Source organism: Streptomyces sp. NPDC047079 (genome assembly GCF_040643755.1).
Lineage (GTDB): Bacteria > Actinomycetota > Actinomycetes > Streptomycetales > Streptomycetaceae > Streptomyces.
Map to the genome: position 1 here is coordinate 58990 of NZ_JBEYUZ010000004.1, position 14826 is coordinate 73815.

General features: G+C 73.3%; 13 protein-coding genes and 2 pseudogenes. 8 read left to right on the top strand and 7 right to left on the bottom strand.

Annotation, left to right across the window (positions count from 1 at the left end; translation table 11 throughout):
• The first annotated feature begins 57 nt into the window (after window positions 1-57).
• From ABZ823_RS07275 to ABZ823_RS07285, 3 genes are all read left to right on the top strand, one after another.
• Entirely contained in the window at window positions 58-600 is a 543-nt protein-coding gene (locus ABZ823_RS07275) for a sigma-70 family RNA polymerase sigma factor (protein ID WP_361654928.1), read from the top strand.
• On the top strand, window positions 597-1421 hold the full coding sequence (locus ABZ823_RS07280) for an anti-sigma factor (protein WP_361654931.1): 825 nt from the start codon (window positions 597-599) through the stop codon (window positions 1419-1421). Before ABZ823_RS07275 ends, ABZ823_RS07280 begins: the two co-directional genes overlap by 4 nt.
• A 115-nt stretch (window positions 1422-1536) precedes the next feature.
• Window positions 1537-1806: a hypothetical protein gene (locus tag ABZ823_RS07285; protein WP_361654934.1), complete on the top strand. Its 270-nt coding sequence runs from the start codon at window positions 1537-1539 to the stop codon at window positions 1804-1806.
• Between the two features lie 53 nt (window positions 1807-1859).
• Here ABZ823_RS07285 and ABZ823_RS07290 read toward each other — a convergent pair whose 3' ends face one another.
• The 3 genes and pseudogenes from ABZ823_RS07290 to ABZ823_RS07300 all read right to left on the bottom strand — a co-directional run.
• Window positions 1860-3077, bottom strand: coding sequence for a CaiB/BaiF CoA-transferase family protein (locus ABZ823_RS07290; RefSeq protein WP_361654937.1), 1218 nt, complete (start codon window positions 3075-3077; stop codon window positions 1860-1862).
• 33 nt (window positions 3078-3110) lie between these two features.
• Window positions 3111-3929: an ABC transporter permease gene (locus ABZ823_RS07295; protein WP_361654940.1), complete on the bottom strand. Its 819-nt coding sequence runs from the start codon at window positions 3927-3929 to the stop codon at window positions 3111-3113.
• A pseudogene (locus ABZ823_RS07300) lies at window positions 3926-4090 on the bottom strand (daunorubicin/doxorubicin resistance ABC transporter ATP-binding protein DrrA); the annotation flags it as partial. The gene ABZ823_RS07295 and the pseudogene ABZ823_RS07300, both read right to left, overlap by 4 nt.
• On the opposite strand from ABZ823_RS07300, the pseudogene ABZ823_RS07305 reads away from it, so the two are divergent.
• Window positions 4089-4529: pseudogene (locus ABZ823_RS07305) on the top strand (TetR/AcrR family transcriptional regulator C-terminal domain-containing protein); the annotation flags it as partial. The pseudogenes ABZ823_RS07300 and ABZ823_RS07305 sit on opposite strands and share 2 nt — an antisense overlap.
• On the opposite strand, the gene ABZ823_RS07310 reads toward ABZ823_RS07305, so the two are convergent.
• From ABZ823_RS07310 to hmgA, 3 genes are read right to left on the bottom strand one after another with little or no spacing between them, the layout of a single operon-like run.
• Window positions 4526-5695, bottom strand: coding sequence for a type ISP restriction/modification enzyme (locus ABZ823_RS07310; RefSeq protein ID WP_361654943.1), 1170 nt, complete (start codon window positions 5693-5695; stop codon window positions 4526-4528). The pseudogene ABZ823_RS07305 and the gene ABZ823_RS07310 sit on opposite strands and share 4 nt — an antisense overlap.
• 12 nt (window positions 5696-5707) lie before the next feature.
• The gene (locus tag ABZ823_RS07315; protein WP_361654946.1) at window positions 5708-6457 is read right to left on the bottom strand and encodes a GntR family transcriptional regulator; all 750 of its coding nucleotides are present in this window, start codon (window positions 6455-6457) and stop codon (window positions 5708-5710) included.
• Between the two features lie 26 nt (window positions 6458-6483).
• Window positions 6484-7824 carry a homogentisate 1,2-dioxygenase gene (gene hmgA / locus ABZ823_RS07320; protein ID WP_361654949.1) on the bottom strand — a complete coding sequence of 447 codons (1341 nt, stop codon included), beginning with the start codon at window positions 7822-7824 and terminating at the stop codon, window positions 6484-6486.
• 261 nt (window positions 7825-8085) lie between these two features.
• Here hmgA and ABZ823_RS07325 point away from each other — a divergent pair, with 261 nt between their 5' ends.
• The 4 genes from ABZ823_RS07325 to ABZ823_RS07340 all read left to right on the top strand — a co-directional run bounded on the left by ABZ823_RS07325 (window position 8086) and on the right by ABZ823_RS07340 (window position 13875).
• Complete coding sequence (locus ABZ823_RS07325) at window positions 8086-8724, top strand: TetR/AcrR family transcriptional regulator (RefSeq protein WP_361654952.1); 639 nt, start codon at window positions 8086-8088, stop codon at window positions 8722-8724.
• A gap of 158 nt (window positions 8725-8882) precedes the next feature.
• On the top strand, window positions 8883-11123 hold the full coding sequence (locus ABZ823_RS07330) for a molybdopterin oxidoreductase family protein (protein WP_361654955.1): 2241 nt from the start codon (window positions 8883-8885) through the stop codon (window positions 11121-11123).
• A gap of 266 nt (window positions 11124-11389) precedes the next feature.
• Entirely contained in the window at window positions 11390-12787 is a 1398-nt protein-coding gene (locus ABZ823_RS07335) for an aldehyde dehydrogenase family protein (protein ID WP_361654957.1), read from the top strand.
• A 5-nt stretch (window positions 12788-12792) separates the two neighbouring features.
• Entirely contained in the window at window positions 12793-13875 is a 1083-nt protein-coding gene (locus tag ABZ823_RS07340; RefSeq protein ID WP_361654960.1) for a Zn-dependent alcohol dehydrogenase, read from the top strand.
• A 307-nt stretch (window positions 13876-14182) separates the two neighbouring features.
• Here ABZ823_RS07340 and ABZ823_RS07345 read toward each other — a convergent pair whose 3' ends face one another.
• The gene (locus ABZ823_RS07345; protein WP_361654962.1) at window positions 14183-14824 is read right to left on the bottom strand and encodes a TetR/AcrR family transcriptional regulator; all 642 of its coding nucleotides are present in this window, start codon (window positions 14822-14824) and stop codon (window positions 14183-14185) included.
• Window positions 14825-14826: the final 2 nt, after the last annotated feature.

Sequence of the window (14826 nt, forward strand, 5' to 3'; positions counted from 1 at the left end):
GGCACGTGCCACAGTGACGCGAGCAGGCCGTGCGCGGCGGCGGAGAGGGGGTTGTGAGTGGAGGCGGACGAACTTCTGGTCCTCGTGGCCGGAGGTGACCAGAAGGCCTTCGAGGAGTTGTACGGACTGGTGTCCGGGCCGGTGTTCGGCCTGGTGCGCAGGGTCGTACGGGATCCGGCGCAGTCGGAGGAGGTGGCCCAGGAGGTGCTGCTCGAACTCTGGCGCTCGGCCCCGCGGTTCGACCCCGGACGCGGCAGCGCCCTCTCGTGGATCCTCACCCTCGCGCACCGCCGCGCCGTCGACCGGGTCCGCAGCGCCCGCGCCGCCGGCGAACGCGAGCAGCGCGAAGCCAGGCGCGCCCACCACCCGGCCTTCGACCATGTCGCCGAGGAGGTGGAGGCCGGCCTGGAGCGCGAATGGGTGCGCCGCTGCCTGGACCGTCTCACTGCCCTGCAACGCCAGTCCGTCACGCTCGCCTACTACGACGGTTACACGTACCGTGAGGTGGCCGAGCGGCTCTCACTGCCGCTCGGCACGGTCAAGACGCGGATGCGCGACGGACTCACCCGGCTGCGCGAATGCCTGGGAGGAGCCGCATGAGCATCCTCGACCGCCTGCTGCGCCGCGAGGATCTGCACTCCCTGGCAGCCCCCTACGCCCTCGACGCCCTGGAACCCGCCGAGCGCGTGCGCTTCGAGAGGCACTCAGCCGGCTGTGAGCGCTGTGCCGCCGAGGTGCGGGCCCTGTCCGAGGATGCCGTGCGCCTCGCCTGGTCCACCGCCGCCCTGGCCCCGCCCGGCATGCGCGACCGCGTCCTGACCGCCGTGCGGAACACCCCTCAGGACCCCGCGCCCGCGCACGACGTGCCCCGTGCCCACGCGCCGCATCTGCCGCCGCACGTCTGGGGAGCCGCCCCGCCGCCCGCGCGCGCCCGTGCACCGCGGATGCGCCCCCTCTTCGCCCCGCTCGCCACCGCGACGGCCGCGGCGGCCCTCGTCGTCGCCGCGCTCTTCGCCGTGCAGGCGACGCAGACGCAGGGCAGACTCGACGCCGAGCGGGCGCAGGCACGTGAGATCGCCCACGTTCTCGCAGCCCCCGACGCCCGTGCGACCAGTGACCGGGACGCCAGGGGCCGGGGAATCGGAGTAATCGCCTCCGCCTCCGAGGGGCGCGCTGTCGTCACCCTCAGCGGATTCGACGCGCCGCCGAGCGGGCGCGTGCATCAGCTCTGGCTGATGCGCCCCGACGTGCAACCGCGCTCCCTCGGGTTGTTCCACGGCGACACGCCCTTGGTCGCGAGCGGTCTGAGCACCTCGGCGACGTCACTCGCCGTGACCGTGGAACCCGAAGGTGGCTCAGCACAGCCGACCGGCCAGCCAGTTGTCCAACTCGCCCTGCAATCCGTCGGATTCGGAGAGTAGCCGTCAACCCCCTTACGGAGAAGGTGAATCCTGTGCCCGTGATACCCGCGTGCCCCGAGGGAACGATAGGGTTAGCCTGCCCGGGCCGGGTGGACTCGTACGGGTGGGGAGTGACATGGAACAGATAACAGTGCGCAGCAGGGCGAGGGTCCCTGCGATCACCTGCGGGAGCAGTGCGACCAGTGCGCGTCTCGACCGCCATCTCTCGGTGCTGGCGGGCCCTGCCGTACCGCAGCGGGAGACGGCCGAGGCGACGTCCCTGATGCGTGAGCTGACCGCACGTGGCACCGCGCACGAGCGCAGCGGAAGGCGTGCGCGCGTGAGCAAGGTTTCGCTCTTCGCGCCGCTGCGCCGTCTGCGCCGATCGCTGTTCGGCGGGCACTGAGCGCCACCGGCGCTCCTCACGGCGCCCGCGACGCGGGCGCACAGGGCCCGCGCTCAGGCCGCCACACCGTCCCGGCGCAACGCTGCGATCTCGGCGTCCGTCATCCCCACGGCACGCAGCAGCGCCTCGGTGTGCTCCCCGAGCGCGGGCACGTCCCCCATGCGTGCCTCGTTCCCGCCCGGCAGCGTGATCGGCGGCAGTAGTGCCCTGAGCGGCCCCACCGGCGTCCCCACCTCCCGCCACCGGTCCCGGGCCGCCAGCTGCGGATGCCCGGCCAGCTCCCGCAGGTCCCTCAGGCGCGCGCACGCGATGCCCGCCCGCTCCAGGCGGTCCATCGCCTCGTCGGCCTTCAGCGCGCTCAGCGCCTTGCCGACGAGCGCGTCCGTGCGTTCCCGGTGGGCGACCCGCGCCGCGTTCGTGGCGTACGCGGGGTCGTCCCCCAGCTCCGGCTGCCCCAGCACCTGCTCGGCGAGCCGGCGCCACTCCCGGTCGTTCTGCACGGACAGCAGCACCCTGCCGCCGTCCGCCGTGGGATAGGCGTCGTAGGGAGCGATGACGGCGTGCGCGAGACCCGTGCGCGCCGGTGGAGTGCCGCCGTGCATCGTGTGGTGCAGCGGATGGCCCATCCATTCCGCGAGCGCCTCCAGCATGGAGATCTCCACCGGGCCGCCGCGTCCGGTGGTGCCCCGCCGGACGAGCGCCGCGAGCACACCGGAGAACGCGTACATGGCCGCCGCGATGTCCGCCGCCGGGACGCCCGCCTTGACGGGCTGCCCGGGCGTCCCCGTGACCGACACCAGCCCCGCCTCGCACTGCACGAGCATGTCGTACGCCCGCTTGTCCGCGTACGGCCCGGACGCCCCGTAGCCCGAGATGTCCACGGCCACCAGCCTCGGGTGCGCCGCACACAGGGTGGCCGCGTCCAGGCCGAGCCGGGCCGCGGCTCCCTGGGCCAGGTTCTGCACGAACACGTCCGCGTCCGCGATCAGCCGCCGTACGACGTCCAGGCCCCGGGGGTCCTTCAGATCCAGGGCGATCGACTCCTTGCCGCGGTTGCACCACACGAAGTGCGAGGCCAGACCGCGGGCGGCGGTGTCGTAGCCACGGGCGAAGTCGCCGCCGTCGACCCGCTCGACCTTGATCACCCGGGCGCCGAGATCGGCGAGTTGGCGGGTGGCGAAAGGGGCGGAGACGGCCTGTTCGACGGCGACGACGGTGAGGCCCTCCAGGGGCAGCGGGGGGCCCTCCTGGGGCAGGGGCAGACGATCCATGGCCTGGATCATGTCCTGCGGCGGAGGGACTTGTCAGCAGGTCGTCACCGGGGACGCGTACCGGCGGACGGCCGTCGGCGCGAACACCGCGATCAGCACCGCGCACCAGGCCAGCGACCCGGCAATGGGGTGGGCCACCGGCCAGGCGGCGTCCCGCACGACGGGAGCACCTCCCTGCTCGAGCGAAGCCGAGAGCCCGGGGGAGAAGAGGTGCCGCACGGCGGCGGTGACCGCGCTGATCGGGTTCCACTCGACGAGGGTGCGCAGCCAGCCGGGCATGCCGTCGGCGGGGATGTACGCGGTGGACAGCAGCGGCAGCACGAAGGTCGTGCTGGCCAGCTGTCCCGCCGCCTCCTCGTTGCGGGGCAGCATGCCGAGCAGGATTCCGGCCCAGGTGCAGGCGAACCGGAACACCAGCAACAGGCCGAGCGCGCCCGCCACCTGTGCCACGGACCCCTGGATGCGCCAGCCCACCGCCAGTCCGACCAGCAGCAGCGGCACCGTCCCGGCGGCCGAGACCACGAGGTCGGCCACCGCCTGCCCGAGCGGTACGGCCGCCCGGCTCATCGGCAGTGTGCGCAGACGGTCCATCACGCCCCGGTGCGCGTCCTGGGAGGTCTGGAGCATCCCGGTGGTCAGCCCGCCCGCGGCCGTGGCCGCCAGCAGCCCGGGGACGAGGAAGGCGCGGTACCGCTCACCGGGCATCGCGACCGCGCTGCCGAAGACGTATCCGAAGAACAGCAGCATGGTGATCGGCATGGTCTGGGTCAGGATCACCAGGCCCGGGTTGTTGCGGATCCGCTTCAGCTGACGCCCCAGCATCGCGGTGCCGTCGTACGCCAGTGTGCTCATGCCGCAAGCTCCTTGCTGCCCGTGAGGCGTAGGAAGACGTCGTCCAGGGTCGGCGGCCTGATACTCGCGTCGAGCAACGGCACGCCCGCCGCGTCGAGTTCGCGCACCAGGCGCGGCAGGGTGAGGGTGGGGTCCCGGGTGACGGCGCCGACGGCGTTGCGCCACCCCTGGCTGCCGCGGATGATCTCCGGTCACCACGCCTTCAGCCCCAAGGCGCTGCGCTACCTGGAGCACTGCCTGGCCTGCCTGGAACCGCTGAAGGCGCCCGCCTCCACCAAGTTGGAGCTCATCGCGATGGTGAACGGGGTGGTGACGACGGCGGTCTCCAACGAGCTGGCCACCGCGGAGCGCGCCCGTTCCCTGCCGTGGTCGGCGGAGCAGGAGCAGGCGATCCGCATGGCCTACCTCGGCGAACAGCTCGCGACCGGTGCCTACCCGCGCTTGGCCGCCGTCCTGACGGAAGGCTCCGGACCGGTCGACCTGGACGCGGTGTTCCAGCGGGTGGTGGAACGCGTGCTCGACGCCTTCGAGCCCAAGGACCCGGCCCGGCCGATGTCGGACCCCCTCCCGCCGGGCGGGCGTGGTGCTGAGGCTCCCTAAAGCAGCGCGAACTGCCCTTCAGGCCCCTCCTCCTGGTGATCGAGCACGGAGGCGGGGCGGCGGGCCGCGCCCGGGACCGGCAGGACGCCCGCCCCGCGCAGGTCGGCGGCCGTGACGGGCGCGCCGAGGGTCAACGCCTCACGCTGCGACCGCACCTCGGCGAGCAGGGCCAGCACCGTGATCAGTTCCAGCAGCTCCGACGTCCAGGCCTGCGGCCAGGTCCCGGGGCGGATCTCCGTCAGTGTGCCGGGCTGACCCTGTGTGGTACGGGCCGCGAACCACTGCTCCAGGACCCGGGTCCCGCCCGCCTCGAACTCCCAGGCCTCCGGCGGCACCGGGGAGATCCGTCCCTCGTCGAGGCGGAGGGTTTCCTCGTCGGGGTCGTAGTGCAGGGTCAAGGGCCGAGCGGGCAGCGGGGCGCGGACGTACGGGCGCCTGCCGCCCGGCAGTTTGGGGCGTTCGCCGTCGCGGCGCATCAGCCACAGCATGCGGCGGCCCAGCTCCACGCCACGCGACCAGTGCTCGGGGCTCTCGGTGAGGGGGACGGCGAGCCCGTCGGGACCGGGGCGTACCGCCGCCATGGTCCAGGCGAGAACGTCCACAGGAGTGGGCCTCTTGCCCAGACGGCCGTGCAGGTGCTCCAGCAGGCCGGGCGCCAGGTTGGGTTCGGCGCCTCGGGGGCGGCGGTACAGCGGACGGATGGGGCCGGGCCGCAGGAGCGGCACAAGGGAGGTCGCGAGCAGGGCGGGGCCGGCCGGGTCGGCGGCCGTCTCCACGGCGAAGATCTGGTGCTCGTCCGCAACCCGCCACAGCTCGGGCCGGGCGGTGTCGATGAGGCGGTGGTCGGGGATCAGCCACTGCTCGTCGAAGGGCGCGGCCAGGACGCGTACCGGCTCCGGGCAGGGGCCGACGGCGCGTGCCAGCTTCTCCGTGCCGCCGGACCGGCCCGGCAGCTGTCCGACCGCCGAGTGCAGGGTGCGCGAGCGCGTCGGTTCGAACAGTGCCTCACGGCCGGGCCCCTCGGCCTTCAGCAGGGCGTCCCACCGCGCCTTCAGACAGGCCGCGTCGGGAGCCGACGGCCAGGCGCGGCCCGGCCGCAGGGGTGCGACGGACCACGGCATGAGGTCCGCGAGCAGCGGAGCGTCGTCGTGCGTCACGCCCGGCATCGTACGACGTGCTCAGGTGGCCTCGAGGGTGACCGTGAAGGAGAAGCGGTCCCCCCGGTAGTGGATCACCGCCACGTCGAGGGGGCGCCCGCAGGTGTCGTAGGTGACCCCGGTGTAGTGCAGGATCGGGCTGAGCAGCGGGACATCCAGCAGCTGCGCCGTCTCCGGATCCGCGAGCCGCGCCTGGACCGTGTCCGTGATGCGGCTGATGTCCGCGCCGACCGCGTCCCGCAGCACCTTGGTCATCGGCCACCGCGCCAAGTCCTCGGTATCGATGCGCTCGGCCAGTTCGGGACGGACGTAGTTGCGCGCGTGGTTGGTCGGCTCGCCCGTCTTCTCGTCGCTGCGCAGCCGGTGATACGCCGCCACCTCGGTCAGATCCGGGAAGTACTCGGCCAGTTCGGCCGGCACCGGCGCCGTGCCCCGGTCCAGCAATTCGGTCGTCATGCCGGATTGCTGGGCCACGATCGCGTCCACCGAGCCCAGCAGGCGCACCGGGGCACCTCTTGTGGCGCTCGGCTCGATGAACGTGCCGCGCCGCCGGTGGCGGCTGATCAGGCCCTCGTCCTCCAGCTCCTTCAGCGCCTGTCGCATCGTCAGCACGCTCACCCCGTAGTGCCCCGCCAACTGCTCCTCGGTGGGCAGGCGCAGCGGGTCCCGGGGCGAGCGGCCGAGTATCGAGGCGCGCAGCGACTGCGACACCTGGTACCAGAGCGGCAGCTTGCGGTTCAGGACGATCGAATCGGGGGCAAAGGAGGTCACGGGCTATCCGTACCGGTCGGCGACGCTCAGTGCAACGGGCGGTAGTGGCGTTCGAGGCCCTGCCACACATCGTCGTATCCGCGCTGAAGGTGCTCCGCGCGCGCCGCGTGCGGCGTCAGGGTCACCGGCCAGCGGGTCTCGAACATGAACGCCAGCCCGTCGTCGACCTTGTGGGGCCGCAACTCGGCCGCGCTCGCCTTCTCGAACGTCTCCCGGTCCGGGCCGTGCGCCGACATCATGTTGTGCAGCGAGCCCCCGCCCGGTACAAAGCCCTCCGCCTTCGCGTCGTAGGCGCCCTCGATGAGCCCCATGTACTCGCTCATCACGTTCCGGTGGAAGTACGGCGGCCGGAAGGTGTCCTCGCCCACCAGCCAGCGCGGCGCGAAGACAACGAAGTCGACGCCCGCCAGTCCGGGGGTGTCGCTCGGCGAGGTCAGCACCGTGAAGATGGACGGGTCGGGGTGGTCGTAGCTGATGGTGCCGATCACATTGAACCGGCGGAGGTCATAGATGTAAGGCACATGGTTTCCGTGCCAGGCGACGACATCCAGCGGCGAGTGGTCGTAGACGGCCGTCCAGAGGTTGCCGCAGAACTTGTTCACCACCTCGACGGGGCCCTCGACGTCCTCGTACGCGGCGACCGGCGCCCGGAAGTCACGGGCGTTCGCCAGGCCGTTGGCGCCGATGGGACCGAGGTCGGGCAGACGGAAGGGGGCGCCGTAGTTCTCGCAGACGTAGCCGCGGGCGGCAGGGCCCTGCCCGTCGGCGGACCCCGTGTCGAGCAGCTCCACGCGGAAGCGGACGCCGCGCGGGATCACCGCGACCTCGGCGGGGTCCACCTTCAGCATCCCGAACTCGGTGTGCAGCAGCAGCCCGCCGCGCTCGGGCACGATCAGCAGTTCGCCGTCGGCGTCGCTGAAGACACGGTCCATGGAGGCGTTGGCGTGATAGAGGTGCACGGCCATGCCGGTGCGCTGGGTGGCGTCGCCGTTGCCGCCGAGGGTCCACAGCCCGGCGAGGAAGTCCGTGCCCGCGGCCGGCTCGGGCAGCGGGCCCCAGCGCAGCCGGTTCGGGTCGGGCACCGTCTCCGTGAAGGGCGCCGAGCGGAGCGTCCCGTTGTCGGCACGGGTGAACGCCGGGTGGGCCGCCGAGGGGTGGATGCGGTACAGCCACGAGCGGCGGTTGTGCGCCCTCGGCTCGGTGAACGCCGTACCGCTCAGCTGCTCCGCGTACAGCCCGAGCGGGGCGCGCTGCGGGGAGTTCCGGCCCTCGGGCAGCGCGCCCGGGATCGCCTCCGAGCTGTGCTCGTTGCCGAAACCGGAGAGATACGACAGCCCCTCCGCGGTCTTCCTCGCGTCCCCGCTCATCCACGCTCCCTCGTCACGGATTCCTATGTAGCACCGTAGGATTCGCGGGTCGGGTGCGCAAGGGGGAAGTGCCGTGCACCGCCCGCCGGATCCGGTCGTCCCCCTACCGCCGCGGCGAACGCCCGGCACACGGGCTCGCGGGCGCGGCGGACGCCGAGCCCGCGGGGCACGGGCTGATCCTCCGCGGCGCCCGATGAGTGCCTCGGCCACCGATGTCCGTACAGGCGGGCGAGGTACACCGGCCCCCGGCGGAGAGGCATCATGAAGCCCGTGCCCCATGCGACATCGCTGCGCCGCGCGCCCGTCCAGCGCCGTAGCGCGGAACGACTGACCAGGATCCTCGACGCCTGTGCCGACCTGCTCGACGAGGTCGGCTACGACGCCCTGAGCACGCGGGCCGTGGCCCTGCGCGCGGGCGTCCCCATCGGCTCCGTGTACCGCTTCTTCGGCAACAAGCGGGCGATGGCCGACGCGCTCGCCGAACGCAACCTGGAGCGCTACACCGAGCGCGTCGCCCGCCGGCTCGCCGACGCGGGCGACGAGGGCGACGAGGGCGACGAGGGAGGCTGGCGAACGGCCATGGACGCGGTGCTCGACGAGTACCTGGACATGAAGCGCACGGCACCCGGCTTCTCCCTCGTCGACTTCGGCAACCAGATCCCGGTGGGCGCCCGCCGCGCCGAACCCAACCACCGCGTCGCGGACCGCCTTTCGGACCTGCTGTCGGCGCATCTCGGCCGGGAACCGGACGAGGACCTGCGGCGCGTGTTCCTGGTCGCGGTGGAGACGGCCGACACCCTGGTCCATCTGGCCTTCCGGGTCGACCCCGGGGGCGACGAGGGGATCATCGCGGAGACACGCGCGCTCCTGCGGGCCTACCTGGAGCGGGTACTGGACTGAGGGACACCCTCGGGGAGCGGGCGCCCGGGGGCCTCTTCCGGCGGGCCCCGGGCGACATGCCGGAGGGGACGTGTCCCCCTGACCCCTCCCCTCCGTCCATACCGGTCGGTATGCTCGGCGTGATCGTGCGCCACCGCCGCCACCCTCCGGGAGGACCCGTGCCCCGCACCGCCCTGCGTATATGCCCCCTCTGCGAGGCCACCTGCGGACTGACGCTCACCGTCGACGGCACCCGGGTCACCGGCGCCCGCGGCGACCGGGAGGACGTGTTCAGCGAGGGCTTCATCTGCCCGAAGGGCGCGTCCTTCGGGGCCGCCGACGCCGACCCCGACCGGCTGCGCGGGCCGCTCGTGCGCCGGGACGGGGAACTGCGCGAGGCCACCTGGGAGGAGGCGTTCGACGCCGTCGCCGCCGGGCTGCGGCCGATCGTCGAGCGATACGGGCCGCACGCCGTCGGCGTCGTCCTCGGCAACCCCAACGTGCACACCATGGCCGGCGGCCTCTACCCGCCCGTCCTGCTCGCCGGTCTGCGCACCCGGAGCCTCTTCACCGCCTCCACCCTCGACCAGATGCCCAAACACGTCTCCAGCGGACTGCTGTACGGAGACGCGGGCGCCATCCCCGTGCCGGACCTCGACCGCACCGACCACCTGCTGCTCATCGGCGCCAACCCCCTGGAGTCCAACGGAAGTCTGTGCACCGCCCCCGACTTCCCCGGCAGGCTCAAGGCGCTCAAGTCCCGCGGCGGGACCCTCACCGTGATCGACCCGCGCAGCACCCGCACCGCCCGGCTCGCCGACCGCCACATCGCCGTCCGTCCGGGTACCGACGCCCTGCTGCTCGCGGCGATGACGTACGTCCTCTTCGAGGAGGGCCTCGTCGACCTGGGGCACCTGGCCCCGCATGTGGAGGGCGTCGCGGACGTGGCCGCCGCCGTCCGGGACTTCACGCCCGAAGCCGTCGCCGTGGCGTGCGACGTCGAGGCGGACACCATCCGTGCCCTGGCCCGGGAGCTGGCCGCCGCGCCCACCGCCGCCGTCTACGGCCGCATCGGCAGCTGCACCGTGCCGCACGGCACCCTCGCCAGCTGGCTGGTCGACGTGCTCAACATCCTGACCGGCAATCTCGACCGCCCCGGCGGCGCCCTCTTCCCGCTGTCGGCCACCGACAAGACGCCCCGCCCCGCCGGGCCCGGCCATGGCTTCGCGCTCGGCCGCTGGCACTCACGCGTGCGGCGGCACCCCGAGGCCAAGGGCGAACTGCCGATCTCCGCGCTCGCGGAGGAGATCGACACAGCCACCGAAGAGGGCACCCCGGTCCGCGCCGTCATCGCGATCGCCGCCAACCCCGTCCTCTCCGCCCCGGACGGCGACCGCCTGGACAAGGCACTCGGCTCGCTCGACTTCATGGTCAGCGTCGACCCGTACCTCAACGAGACCTCGCGTCACGCGCACGTCGTGCTGCCGCCGCCCCCGCCCTCCCAGGCACCGCACTTCGACTTCGCCTTCAACTCCCTCGCCGTGCGCAACCAGGTCCGCTACACCCGCGCCGCCGTCCCCCTGGAGCCCGGCCGCATGGCGGAGACCGAGATCCTCGCCCGGCTGGTCCTCGCCGCGACGGGCATGCACGGCGCGGACCCGGCTGCCGTCGACTCCCTGGTCGTCGACCAGACCCTCGGCAAGGCGGTCACCGAGACCCACTCGCCCGTCCACGGCCGCGATCCGCGTGAGCTGGCCGCGCGGCTCACCGGCGAGAGCGGGCCCGAGCGGCGGCTGGACATGATGCTGCGCCTCGGCCCGTACGGCGACGGGTTCGGGACCCGGCCCGACGGGCTCAGCCTGGAGAAGCTGCTAACCAATCCGCACGGCATCGACCTCGGTCCGCTCCAGCCCCGTCTGCCGCAGCCGTTGAAGACCGTGAGCGGCAAGGTCGAACTGCTGCCGGGACCGATCGCGGGCGACCTGCCGCGCCTGAAGCGGGCCATGGGCGAGCGCGCCGCCGGGCTCGTGCTCGTCGGGCGGCGCCATCTGCGGTCCAACAACAGCTGGCTGCACAACGTGCCCGCGCTCACCGGCGGTTCCAACCGCTGCACCCTGCACGTCCACCCCGAGGACGCCGAGCGGCTCGGGCTCGTCGACGGCGCGCCGGTTCGGGTCAAGGGCGCCGGGGGAGCGGTGACCGCGCCCGTCGAGATCACCGACACCGTCCGGCGCGGGGTCGTCAGCCTCCCGCACGGCTGGGGCCACGACCGGCCCGGCACCCGGATGAGTCACGCCGCCCTCGATCCCGGCGTCAACGTCAACCAGCTCCTCGACGGCAGCCTGCTCGACCCGCTGTCGGGCAACGCCGTCCTCAACGGTGTGCCCGTCGACCTCCTGCCGCTCGACACACCGCGCTGACCAGGGATTCGGCGCTTATCGCTCGCACGTCGACATCTTGTTGACCCCTCTCGGCCCGACCTGACGTCATTGCACCCCGGTCGGTGCCGCGATCCCCTTCGGCATCGTCTGACCTCGCGGAGAGGCCGTCGCCCGGGCCCGCACCGCAGGGCGGCCCCGGGGACCGCGGCGCCGCTCCGGCCGGGCGCCCCAAAACCCTGGCGCGCCAAAACTAACGGCGCTAGTTTAGGCCCCGGACGACGTGGCCCGCCCCGGGGAGGACGACGATGAAGGCACATGACGGCATGTACATCGACGGCGCCTGGCGCCCCGCCTCGGGCCCGGACACCATCGATGTGGTGAACCCGGCGGACGAGCAGGTCATCGGCCGGGTCCCGGCCGGCACCGCCGAGGACGTCGACGCCGCCGTACGCGCCGCCCGAGCCGCCCTCCCGGCGTGGGCCGCCACCCCGCCCGCCGAACGGGCCGGGTACCTCACCGCCCTGAGGGACGTGCTCGTAGCCCGCCAGGAGGAGATCGCCGATACCGTGACGGCGGAGCTGGGGTCGCCGCCGGCGTTCTCACGGACCGTGCAGGTGGGCCTGCCGATCGCGGTGGCCGGGTCGTACGCCGAACTGGCCGCCACCCACGCCTTCGAGGAGAAGGTCGGCAACTCCACCGTTCACCACGAGCCGGTCGGGGTCGTGGGCGCCATCACCCCCTGGAACTACCCCCTGCACCAGATCGTCGCCAAGGTCGCCCCGGCGCTGGCGGCGGGCTGCACCGTCGTCCTCAAGCCCGCCGAGGACACCCCGCTGACCGCCCAGCTCTTCGCGGAGGCCGCGCACGAGGCGGGCGTACCGGCCGGGGTGTTCCAGCTCGTCACCGGCCTCGGGCAGGTCGCGGGCCAGGCGCTCGCCGGGCACCAGGGCGTCGACCTGGTCTCGTTCACCGGATCCACCGCGGTGGGCCGGCTGATCGGCGCCACGGCCGGCGCGGCCGTCAAGAAGGTCGCCCTGGAGCTGGGCGGCAAGTCGGCGAACGTCATCCTGCCCAGCGCCGACCTCGCCAGGGCGGTGAACGTCGGCGTCGCCAATGTGATGGCCAACTCCGGCCAGACATGCAGCGCCTGGACACGGATGCTGGTGCACCGGGACCGGTACGAGGAGGCGGTGGGACTGGCCGCCGCGGCCGCGGAGAAGTACGGCGAGCGCATCGGCCCGCTGGTGAGCGCCAAGCAGCAGGCCCGGGTACGCGGTTACATCGACAAGGGCCTGGCGGAGGGCGCGCGCCTGGTCGCCGGCGGCCCGGACGCCCCGCGCGAGCGCGGCTACCACGTACGGCCCACCGTCTTCGCCGACGTCACCCCGGGGATGACGATCGCCCAGGAGGAGATCTTCGGCCCGGTGCTGTCGATCCTGCGCTACGAGGACGAGGAGGACGCCCTGAGGATCGCCAACGGCACGGTCTACGGGCTCGCCGGCGCCGTCTGGGCGGGCGACGACGCGGAGGCCGCCGCGTTCGCGCGCAGGATGGAGACCGGTCAGGTCGACATCAACGGCGGCCGCTTCAACCCCCTGGCACCCTTCGGCGGCTACAAGCAGTCCGGGGTGGGCCGCGAGCTGGGTGCGCACGGGCTCGCCGAGTACCTCCAGACCAAGTCCCTCCAGTTCCCGGAAGGCTGAGCGAGATGGTCCGTGCCGCTGTGTTGCCCGCCGTCGGTGCCCCGCTGGAGATCACCGGCATCGAGCTGCCGGAACCGGGCCCCGGCCGGGTCCGCGTCCGGCTGGCCGCCGCCGGGGTGTGCCACTCCGACCTGTCCCTGTCCGACGGCACCATGCGGGTGCCGGTGCCGGCGGTCCTCGGACACGAGGGCGCCGGGACGGTGGTGTCCGTGGGGGAGGGGGTCACCCATGTCGCGCCGGGTGACGGAGTCGTCCTCAACTGGGCGCCGTCCTGCGGCGGTTGCCCCGCCTGCGTGCGGGGAGAGGTGTGGCTGTGCGCGAACGCGCTGACCGGCTCCGGAGACGTCCACGCCCGGCGCGCGGACGACGGGAGCGATCTGCACCCCGGCCTCAACGTGGCCGCGTTCGCCGAGGAGACGGTGGTGGCGGCCTCCTGTGTGCTGCCGGCACCTGATGGTGTGCCCCTGACCGACGCGGCCCTGCTGGGCTGTGCCGTGCTCACCGGGTACGGGGCCGTCCACCACGCGGCCCGGGTGCGGCCGGGGGAGACGGTGGCGGTGTTCGGTGTCGGCGGGGTGGGCCTCGCGGCTCTTCAGGCGGCCCGGATCGCGGGCGCGGAGCGGATCGTCGCGGTGGACGTGTCCCCCGCGAAGGAGGAGCTGGCCCGGAGGGCGGGCGCCACGGACTACCTGCTCGCCTCCGACACGACCCCGCGCGAGATCCGCGCTCTGACGGACAAGCAGGGTGTCGACGCGGCGGTGGAGTGCGTGGGCCGCGCGGTCACCATCCGCGCGGCCTGGGACGCCACGCGCCGCGGCGGCCGTACGACGGTCGTCGGCATCGGCGGCAAGGACCAGCAGGTCATCTTCAACGCCCTGGAGATCTTCCACTGGGGCCGCACCCTGTCGGGCTGTGTCTACGGCAACGCCAATCCTGCCGAGGACCTTCCGGTCCTGGCCGGACACGTGCGCTCCGGCCGACTGGACCTCGGAGCGCTGGTGACCGAACGCATCGGCCTGGAGGGCATCCCGGCGGCGTTCGACACCATGCTCGCGGGCAGGGGAGGGCGGGCGCTGGTGGTGTTCTAGGGGTTTCCCCGGATCAGTGCAGGCCGCGGCGTCCGGTGCAGGGGTGTGCGGGTTCGGGGCGGCGGCCGGATGCCGGGGACGCGACCGTGACACCGCCACGCCTGCCAGACAGAGCACGCCGCCACCGAGCGTCAGCGCTCCCGGCACCTCGCCGAGGAACAACCAGGACATATGAGCCCGGCCGGCGCCGCTAGCCCGGCCGCTCGCGCATCCTTGCGACCTGTCATACGTCCAGCATGCGGTCCGGACACTTCGGCGCCCGCCGAAGCATGCCGAGCGGCGGTTCCCCCCGAGGGCCGTGACCGTCCTACGCGGGCCCTCCGATCTGCCGGTACTGCTGCTCCAGCCCGTCCAGCAGCGCCGTGAGCCCTGCCTCGAAGGCCCGTTCGTCGATCTTGTCCTGCTGCTCGGCGAGCCGGTGGGCCTGGCCGAGGTGCGGGTAGTCGGCGGGGTCGTACGCCGTCGCGTCGTCCACGAAGCCGCCCGCGAACGAGCCGAGCGCGGAGCCCATGACGAAATAGCGCATCAGCGCGCCGATGGAGGTGGCCTGTGCCGGCGGCCAGCCCGCGTCGACCATCGCGCCGTAGACGGCGTCCGCGAGGCGCAGCGCGGCCGGGCGGCGGCCGGGGCCGCGCGCCAGGACCGGCACGATGTTCGGGTGGTCGCGCAGGGCGGCCCGGTAGGAGACCGCCCAGTCGTGCAGCGCCCTCCGCCAGGGCCGGCCGTCCTCGAACATCGACAGGTCGACCTGAGCGCTCACCGAGTCCGCCACCGCCTCCAGGATCTCGTCCTTGGTGCGGAAGTGGTTGTAGAGGGAGGGTCCGCTCACCCCGAGCTCGGCGGCGAGACGGCGCGTGGAGACGGCTGCGAGGCCCTCCGCGTCCACCAGCGCCCGCGCCGTGGCGACGATGCGGTCGGTGCTGAGGAGAGGCTTGCGCGGTCTGGCCATGG